Here is an 8,425-nt window from a genome sequence, read left to right on the forward strand (position 1 = left end):
TTCATGGCATAAACCGATACCCAATACCGGTTTCAGTAATGAAATGGCGGGGGCGAGCGGGATCCTGTTCCAGTTTTTGTCGCAGATGTCCCATATAAATACGCAAATAGTGACTGTGTTCGACCGCGTTTGGCCCCCACACCTGATTGAGTAACTGGCGCTGGGTGAGCACTTTCCCGGCATTATTCAGCAGCACCGCCAGCAGGCGGAACTCAATCGGCGTGAGATGCACCTCTTCCTCACCCCGGTGAATCACGCGGGCGGCTAAATCGACGGTAACATCGGAAAATTTCACCAGCGGATCGGGCGCGGCGGTGGCGGAGTGGCGGCGTAAAGCGACGCGCAGACGGGCCTGCAATTCGCCAATGCCAAACGGCTTACTCAGATAATCATCCGCTCCGGCATCCAGCGCGGCGATTTTGTCGCTCTCTTCGCTGCGTGCGGAAAGCACAATCACCGGCACCGCGCTCCACTGGCGCAGGTCGCGGATAAACTCAATCCCATCACCATCGGGCAGGCCGAGATCGAGAATAATCAAATCTGGCTTACGGGTAGCCGCTTCCAGCAAGCCGCGTTGCAGCGTTTCGGCCTCATAGACGCGCATCCCGTCGCCCTCCAGCGCCGTGCGCAGAAAGCGACGAATAGCCTGTTCATCTTCAACAATCAGAACGTTTGTCACATATCCTCATGAAATTCTTCAAGTTCAGGGGCAGTTTGCTGGGGAAGTGTAACACGAAAACAGGCACCACCTTCCGGTCGGTTGAACGCGGTAATAGTGCCCCCGTGTACATCCACTATCGCCCGACAAATTGCCAGTCCAAGCCCTACCCCCGGTACTGCCGACTCTTTATTCCCGCGAGCAAACTTATCAAATATCGTCTGCTCCTGGCCTGGCGGAAGACCGGGGCCGTTATCCCAGACATCCAGTTGTAGATTTTCGCCCTCAACGTGGGCATCGATACCAATTTCGGCCTGCGCACCCGCATATTTCACCGCGTTCTCCAGCAGATTAATCAGCACCCGTTCAAAGAGTGGCCCGTCAACGTGGATTAAGGTCAGCGGTTCTGGCAGAGAAAGATTGATGGGCGACGATAAACCCGGTTCCAGCATTTGCAGCGCGCTGCCGACCACTTCTTCCAGCGTTAACCACTCTTTCTTCAAATTAAAGCCGCCGGACTGAATTCGCGCCATATCCAGTAGATTATTCACCAGTCGGGTAGTGTTCAGCACGTGCTGACGAATCTCGCTGGCCTGGCGGGCGTGAGGCGATCCTTCGCTTGCCAGATCGAGCGTTAAGATTTCTGCCTGACCGAACAGCACCGTGAGCGGCGTGCGTAAATCATGCGAAAGCGCCGCCAGCAGAGCGTTGCGGATCTGTTCCCGTTCGCTTGCCATCCGCGCCTGTTCTTCACTGGCGGTCAGCGTAAGCCGCTCAAACGCATTGGCGACTAACAGCGTAAACGTCTCCAGCAGGCGCTGCTGTTCCGGGATCATCAACTGACGCAGATTCCCTGGTTCCACCACCACCAGCCCGTAGGTTTTCTCACCGCTTTTTAACGGCAAAATCTGGTACGGTACACCGGGTAACGTGTCGGTGCCCGCACCCGCAGGCAGGCCTTTATCAAAACTCCACTGTGCGATGGCATCGTCCCACGGGGTCATTCCTTGCGGATGTGTTAACGGCTGCAATTTACCGTTGTCATCGGGCAACAACACCTGACTGCGGGCATGAAACGTGGAGGCAATAAATTGTTCGCTGGTGGCGGCGATGTCCTGCGGACTGCGGCCCACCGCCAGAGCTTTCGACATTTCATATAAGTGCCGTGTGCGTTGCTCGCGGTAACGGGCTACCCGCGCCTGATAACGCACACCCGCAGTAAGGTTCCCGATCACCAGCCCGACGGTTAACATCACCGCGAAGGTCAGCAGATATTGCACATCAGAGACAGCGAGCGTGCCGCGTGGGGCGATAAAAAAGAGATCGAAACTCACCACATTAATGACGGTAGCAACCACCGAAGGCCAGCGTCCATAAAATAGCGCCACCACCACCACGCCAAGCAGATACAGCATCACCAGGTTGGCGGCATCAAACGCCATCAGCCACTGCATGGCAATTAAAGTGATAACGGCGCATAACGCGGCGGCAACCACGCATCCCTGAATCTGTACCCGCCACTTGTCTTTAAAAGAGCGGCTATCCGGCGCGTTGTTAATCGTGCGGGCGGGTGGTTCATCAAGCGCGACCAGCACCTGATCGAGATCGGGGGCGATGCGCGCCAGTCGGTCAGCAAACGTTTCCCGACGCCACCAGCGGCGCGAGGCCGGGCGACCGAGAATAATCTTGCCGAGATTATGTTCACGGGCATAACGCACTACTGCTTTTTCTTCCGCTGGATCAGAAAGTGTAGCCGTCTCCGCGCCCAGCTCCTGCGCCAGACGTAAGGCGCTGAGAATTGCCCGACGTTTTTTTTCCGGTAAGCGATGCAGGGCAGGGGTTTCAACATACACCGCGTGCCAGACGCTACCCAGGCGCGAGGCCAACCGCGCCGCCGCGCGGACCAGTTTCTCACTGCCGGTGTTATGCCCGATGCATAAAAGGATCGCGTCGCGCGTGTGCCACACTTTCTCTTCACCAGGATGCCCCCGCCAGGCGCGCATTTGCTCATCTACGCGATCGGCAGTACGGCGCAGTGCCAGTTCACGCAGGGCGATCAGATTGCCTTTGCGGAAAAAATGTTCAATGGCGCGCTCCGCCTGCCCGGCAATATAGACTTTGCCTTCTTTCAGCCGCTGGCGCAGATCGTCCGGGGGCAAGTCCACCAGCACTACGTCGTCGGCGGCATCGAAAAAAGGATCGGGCACGGTTTCCCGTACCTGAATTCCGGTGACGCCGCTGACCACATCATTCAGACTTTCCAGATGCTGAACGTTGACGGTTGTGAAAACATCAATGCCAGCTTCCAGCAGTTCTTCGATATCCTGCCAGCGTTTAGGATGACGAGAACCTGGCGCATTACTGTGCGCCAGTTCGTCCATTAAGATCAGCGCCGGACGGCGGGCGAGGGCGGCATCGAGATCAAACTCGCTGATATGCCGCCCACGGTACGCCTGGCGTTTGGGCGGCAGAACAGCCAGCCCTTCAAGCATGGCGGCGGTATCTTTCCGCCCATGGGTTTCTACCACGCCAACCACAATATCCAGCCCTTGCGCCCGCAGTCGCTGGGCTTCTGCCAGCATCGCCCAGGTCTTCCCGACGCCTGCACAGGCACCGAAGAAAACTTTCAGCTTCCCCCGATGCGGCGCGGCAGTTTGTTCCAGCAGACGATCGGGGTCGGGACGTAAGGGTTCGTTATTCATCAAGTTTATCCAGCGCCAGATTGAGTTCAACAATGTTGACGACCGGCTGGCCGATATATTTCACCAGCGGTTGTTGGCTGTATTTTGCGATCAGTTGCGTGAGCTGTTCAACGCTGAGATTACGCGCTTTCGCCACGCGTGGGATTTGCCAGACCGCCGCTTGCGGGGTGATATTATTGTCCAGCCCGCTTGCCGATGCCGTCACCAGTTCAACCGGAACGTTCGTACTGGCATCCGGGTTAGCGGCCCGTAATGCAGCAACGCGTGCGGCTATTTGTTTATCCAGCTCAGGGTTACTGACCGCCAGATTGCTCCCGCCAGAAGCCTGTGGATTATAGGGCATTTCTGCCGTTGCCGACGGGCGACCCTGAAAATAGCCGTTGCCGGTAAAATTCTGCCCGATTAATGCCGAACCCCGCACCGTATCACCTTCACGAATCAACGAACCGTTGGCCTGCCAGGGAAACCACCATTGCCCCAGCACGGTGGTCAGCAGCGGGTAAACGCCGCCAGTAATCAATAACAGAAAGATAAATGTCGATAATGCCGGACGTAAGCCACGCATGGTAAACCTCACACCAGACCGCAAACGGTCAGCAGTAAATCAATGACTTTGATACCAATAAACGGCACCAGCAGCCCACCCAGACCGTAAATCCATAAGTTACGGCGCAACATGGCAGAAGCGGTAAGCGGTTTATAACTCACGCCTTTTAACGCCAGAGGAATCAAAAAGACGATAATCAAGGCGTTGAAAATGACCGCACTGAGAATGGCGGAGTCGGGCGAATGAAGGCGCATGATGTTCAGCGCATTTAACTGCGGATACGTTGCCGCGAACGCCGCCGGAATAATGGCGAAGTATTTCGCCACATCGTTGGCAATGCTGAAGGTGGTCAGCGAGCCACGGGTCATCAGCATCTGTTTGCCAATATGTACCACCTCGATCAACTTGGTCGGGTTAGAGTCGAGATCGACCATATTGCCCGCTTCTTTCGCCGCCTGAGTACCGGAGTTCATCGCCACCGCGACATCTGCCTGCGCCAGCGCTGGAGCATCGTTGGTGCCGTCGCCGGTCATCGCCACCAAACGGCCTTCCGCCTGATACTGACGAATCAATGCCAGCTTGGCCTCCGGTGTCGCTTCGGCGAGAAAATCATCGACGCCCGCTTCCGCAGCAATGGCGGCGGCAGTCAGACGGTTATCGCCGGTAATCATCACCGTTTTAATGCCCATTTTGCGCAGCTGGGCGAAGCGCTCTTTAATACCGCCTTTGACGATATCTTTCAGCGCAATAACGCCCAGCACACGGGAACCTTCCACCACCACCAGCGGCGTGGCCCCCTGACGCGCAACCTGATCGACTTTTTGATCAACATCGGTAGGGAAGTGACCGCCGTTAGCCTCAACATGGCGGCGAATGGCATCGACAGAACCTTTACGGATCATGCGGTTGTCGATGTTGATCCCGCTCATCCGGCTTTGCGCAGTAAACGGTACAAAGGTGGCATGGAGCGACTGCACATCGCGCTCGCGCAGGTTAAAACGTTGCTTGGCGAGGATCACAATACTGCGGCCTTCCGGCGTTTCATCAGCCAGCGAAGCCAGTTGTGCGGCGTCAGCCAGCGTTTTTTCATCCACGCCCTGCGCAGGGATAAACTCCGACGCCTGACGGTTACCGAGTGTGATGGTGCCGGTTTTATCCAGTAGCAGAACGTCAACGTCACCTGCCGCTTCAACTGCACGTCCGCTGGTGGCAATCACATTCGCGCCCAGCATCCGACTCATCCCGGCGACGCCGATCGCTGACAACAGGCCGCCAATAGTGGTTGGGATCAGACAGACCAGCAGCGCCACCAGTACCGTTACACTCACGGCATTACCGCCCCACGCGGAAAACGGCCACAGCGTGGCGGTTGCCAGTAAAAAGACGATGGTCAGAGCAATCAGCAGGATAGTCAGGGCAATCTCGTTCGGTGTTTTGCGTCGCTGTGCGCCTTCCACCATCGCGATCATCCGATCCAGAAATGTCTCACCGGGGTTAACGCTACACTCAATCACCAGCCAGTCAGAAAGAATACGCGTGCCGCCGGTGACGGAGGCAAAATCGCCGCCGGATTCACGGATCACCGGTGCCGATTCCCCGGTGATGGCGCTTTCATCGACCGATGCGCCGCCTTCAATGACTTCACCATCGCAGGGGATAATATCGCCAGCTTCTACCAGCACGATGTCACCTTTACGCAGTTGATCGGCAGGAACTTTGTCCGCCGCAGCGCCATATTTCGGCTCACGCAGCTTGCGGGCAAAGGCAGTTTTTTTCACCCCTTTAAGACTGTTGGCCTGCGCTTTACTGCGGCCTTCTGCCAGCGCCTCGGCGAAATTAGCGAACAGTACGGTGACCCACAGCCAGCCGCTAATTGCCGCGCTAAACAGCGCATTGCCAGGCATCGCACCGCTTGCCATCGCGATGCTAATACAGGTGGTCAGCAGACTGCCGATCCAGACGATAAACATCACCGGATTGCGCCATTGCGCCTGCGGGTTTAATTTTTTCACCGCTTCTTTCAGCGCCTGAACGACAAGTGTTGGTTCGAATAGCGCCAGTTGTTTACGACTCATATTCAGTGCTCACTCAATATCATCAGGAGAGATATTCCGCCACCGGACCAAGCGCCAGGGCAGGGATAAAGGTCAGTGCGCCAACCAGCAACACGGTGCCGATTAACAGGCCAACAAACAGCGGGCCGTGCGTTGGCAGCGTGCCGGAGCTGGCGGGTTGGCTCTTTTTACTCACCAGCGAACCGGCAATTGCCATCACCGGGATAATCACCCCGAAGCGACCGACAAACATGCAGAACGCCAGTAAACAGTTCCAGAACGGGGAGTTGGCGCTTAATCCGGCAAAGGCGCTGCCGTTGTTGTTAGCGGCGGATGACACGGCGTACAGCACTTCGCTAAAACCATGCGGGCCAGGGTTGAGCATGGCGCTACGTCCGGCGTCGGTCATCATTGCCAGCGCCGCGCCCATCAGCACCAGCGTCGGGGTAACCAGAATCGCCAGTGCAGTCAGTTTCATCTCGCGTACGTCGATTTTTTTACCCAGATATTCCGGTGTACGACCAATCATCAGCCCGGCAATAAACACCGCCAGCAGGACAAACAGCATCATGCCGTAAAGACCAGAACCGACACCGCCGAACACCACTTCACCAATTTGCATCAGCCACATCGGCACCATGCCACCGAGAGCGGTAAACGAATCATGCATCGCAATCACCGCGCCACAGGAAGCCGCCGTAGTCACGACCGCAAACAGGCTACTGACCAGCACGCCGAAACGGCTCTCTTTACCTTCCATATTGATGCTGCTGTCTGCGCCGAGCGCCAGCAGATGAGGATTACCCTGAACTTCTGCCCACATCACCACGCCTACGCAGATGACAAAAATCACTGACATCGCCCACAGCAACATGCGCCCCTGGCGGCGATCGCCCGTCACTTCACCAAAGGCAAAGCACAGCGCCGTTGGGATCAAGAAGATCGCCAGCATCTGCACGAAGTTGGTCAGTGCGGTTGGGTTTTCAAACGGATGCGACGAGTTGGCATTAAAGAAGCCACCGCCGTTAGTACCGAGCATCTTGATCGCTTCCTGAGAAGCTACAGGCCCCATGGGTAACAGCTGTTGCGCTCCTTCAACGGTATTCACAGCCTGATAAGGCTGAAAGTTTTGCAGCGCACCTTGTTGAATAAAAAACAGTGCGATCAACAACGCCACAGGGACGAGCACCCATAACGTGATGCGTAGCAGATCGACCCAGGCATTCCCGAGTGTGCTCATGCTCTGGCGGGTAAACGCACGGATGAGGGCAAAAATCACCGCAATCCCGCTGGCGGCAGAAAGAAAGTTTTGCACCGTTAAGCCAGCCATCTGGCTGAAATAGCTCAACGTGGTTTCACCGCTGTAAGATTGCCAGTTGGTATTCGTGACAAAGCTGACGGCGGTATTCAGCGCCAGATCCCACGACAGCCCCGGCAACTGCTGTGGATTAAGCGGCAGATAGTGCTGACCGAGCAACATAAAAAACAGCACCGCCAGCCCCAGCATGTTCAGGCCGAGAATGGCACAAAGATATTGCTTCCAGTTCATCTCACGGTCAGAGACGCCAAGTGCGCGAAAAAGTACGCGCTCAACGCCCGTTGTACCGGGAAGAGGAATGTCATTAATCAGCCGCGCCAGCCCGCTGCCTAAAGGACGCGCCAGCACCATTAACACCAGTAAAAACGTGGCGATCAGTAAGAACCCTTGCGCAGCCATCAGAACGCCTCCGCATTGATCAGGGCATAAACCAGATAACCCAGTAATAAAAACACCAGCAATACGCCGGTTATCACGCCTGCACTCACAGTGCACCTCCAGTGGCCTAAAAGTGATACCGGAAGGGTAGAATTCTGGCTGCAAAGATTTCGCAAAAATCTGCGGGCGGGGTGTAAAAAAAGTATAAAAATGGCAAAAGCCATGATTTAACTAATGTTTAGTATTAATTTAACTTTTGTGTAACTTAATTACAGGATGAATGTAAATAAACCATCAATAAGCAAAAATAAGTGGTCGGATGAGTAGTAAAATTACACAAAAGGCGGTACTATTTTCATCAGATAAACAAATTCATTTTTCCGGTGCCATTCACCGGGTAGATACAAAAGGGGGAGAAAAGTATGGAACTCTACAGAGAATATCCTGCATGGCTTATCTTTTTACGCCGTACTTATGCGGTTGCAGCGGGCGTTCTGGCGCTGCCTTTCATGCTTTTCTGGAAAGACCGCGCCCGCTTTTACAGCTACCTGCATCGCGTCTGGTCGAAAACCAGCGATAAACCGGTGTGGATGGATCAGGCCGAAAAGGCAACTGGTGATTTTTATTGATTGCTGAGTTTTGAATACATTGAAAACCGCCAGCGGAAACGCTGGCGGTTTTTTGTATCAGGAAGATGTTCAGAGGAATATTTAGACATCGTTATACCAATCGAAACATATATTCATGAAATATATATAAATATTTTCC

At 55.1% G+C, this 8,425-nt stretch carries 7 protein-coding genes; 1 reads left to right on the forward strand and 6 read right to left on the reverse strand.

What is annotated here, in order from left to right:
* Position 1 precedes the first annotated feature (1 nt).
* From kdpE to kdpF, 6 genes are read right to left on the reverse strand one after another with little or no spacing between them, the layout of a single operon-like run.
* Positions 2–679: a two-component system response regulator KdpE gene (gene kdpE / locus QZF50_RS21035; RefSeq protein WP_000186103.1), complete on the reverse strand. Its 678-nt coding sequence runs from the start codon at positions 677–679 to the stop codon at positions 2–4.
* Complete coding sequence (kdpD, locus tag QZF50_RS21040; RefSeq protein ID WP_001306984.1) at positions 676–3,360, reverse strand: two-component system sensor histidine kinase KdpD; 2,685 nt, start codon at positions 3,358–3,360, stop codon at positions 676–678. The genes kdpE and kdpD overlap by 4 nt, the downstream gene beginning before the upstream one ends.
* A complete protein-coding gene (kdpC, locus tag QZF50_RS21045; protein WP_001297248.1) occupies positions 3,353–3,925 on the reverse strand; it encodes a K(+)-transporting ATPase subunit C in 573 nt (190 codons plus the stop codon). Before kdpC ends, kdpD begins: the two co-directional genes overlap by 8 nt.
* 8 nt (positions 3,926–3,933) lie before the next feature.
* On the reverse strand, positions 3,934–5,982 hold the full coding sequence (kdpB, locus tag QZF50_RS21050) for a potassium-transporting ATPase subunit KdpB (RefSeq protein ID WP_000087967.1): 2,049 nt from the start codon (positions 5,980–5,982) through the stop codon (positions 3,934–3,936).
* Positions 5,983–6,004: 22 nt separating this feature from the next.
* Positions 6,005–7,678, reverse strand: coding sequence for a potassium-transporting ATPase subunit KdpA (gene kdpA, locus QZF50_RS21055; protein ID WP_000741137.1), 1,674 nt, complete (start codon positions 7,676–7,678; stop codon positions 6,005–6,007).
* Complete coding sequence (gene kdpF, locus QZF50_RS21060) at positions 7,678–7,767, reverse strand: K(+)-transporting ATPase subunit F (RefSeq protein ID WP_001272653.1); 90 nt, start codon at positions 7,765–7,767, stop codon at positions 7,678–7,680. The genes kdpA and kdpF overlap by 1 nt, the downstream gene beginning before the upstream one ends.
* Before the next feature lie 312 nt (positions 7,768–8,079).
* Between kdpF and QZF50_RS21065 the strand changes: the two genes are divergently transcribed.
* Positions 8,080–8,286 (forward strand): YbfA family protein, encoded by a 207-nt coding sequence (locus tag QZF50_RS21065; protein ID WP_000424924.1) that lies wholly within the window; start codon positions 8,080–8,082, stop codon positions 8,284–8,286.
* Positions 8,287–8,425: the final 139 nt, after the last annotated feature.

Source organism: uncultured Escherichia sp., from assembly GCF_948475835.1.
Taxonomy (GTDB): domain Bacteria; phylum Pseudomonadota; class Gammaproteobacteria; order Enterobacterales; family Enterobacteriaceae; genus ECMA0423.

What these genes read in the sequence shown, in the direction of transcription:
- kdpC (WP_001297248.1), bottom strand. Translation starts at nt 3,925, where the DNA reads ATGCGTGGCTTACGTCCGGCATTATCGACATTTATCTTTCTGTTATTG.
- QZF50_RS21065 (WP_000424924.1), top strand. Translation starts at nt 8,080, where the DNA reads ATGGAACTCTACAGAGAATATCCTGCATGGCTTATCTTTTTACGCCGT.
- kdpB (WP_000087967.1), bottom strand. Translation starts at nt 5,982, where the DNA reads ATGAGTCGTAAACAACTGGCGCTATTCGAACCAACACTTGTCGTTCAG.
- kdpD (WP_001306984.1), bottom strand. Translation starts at nt 3,360, where the DNA reads ATGAATAACGAACCCTTACGTCCCGACCCCGATCGTCTGCTGGAACAA.
- kdpA (WP_000741137.1), bottom strand. Translation starts at nt 7,678, where the DNA reads ATGGCTGCGCAAGGGTTCTTACTGATCGCCACGTTTTTACTGGTGTTA.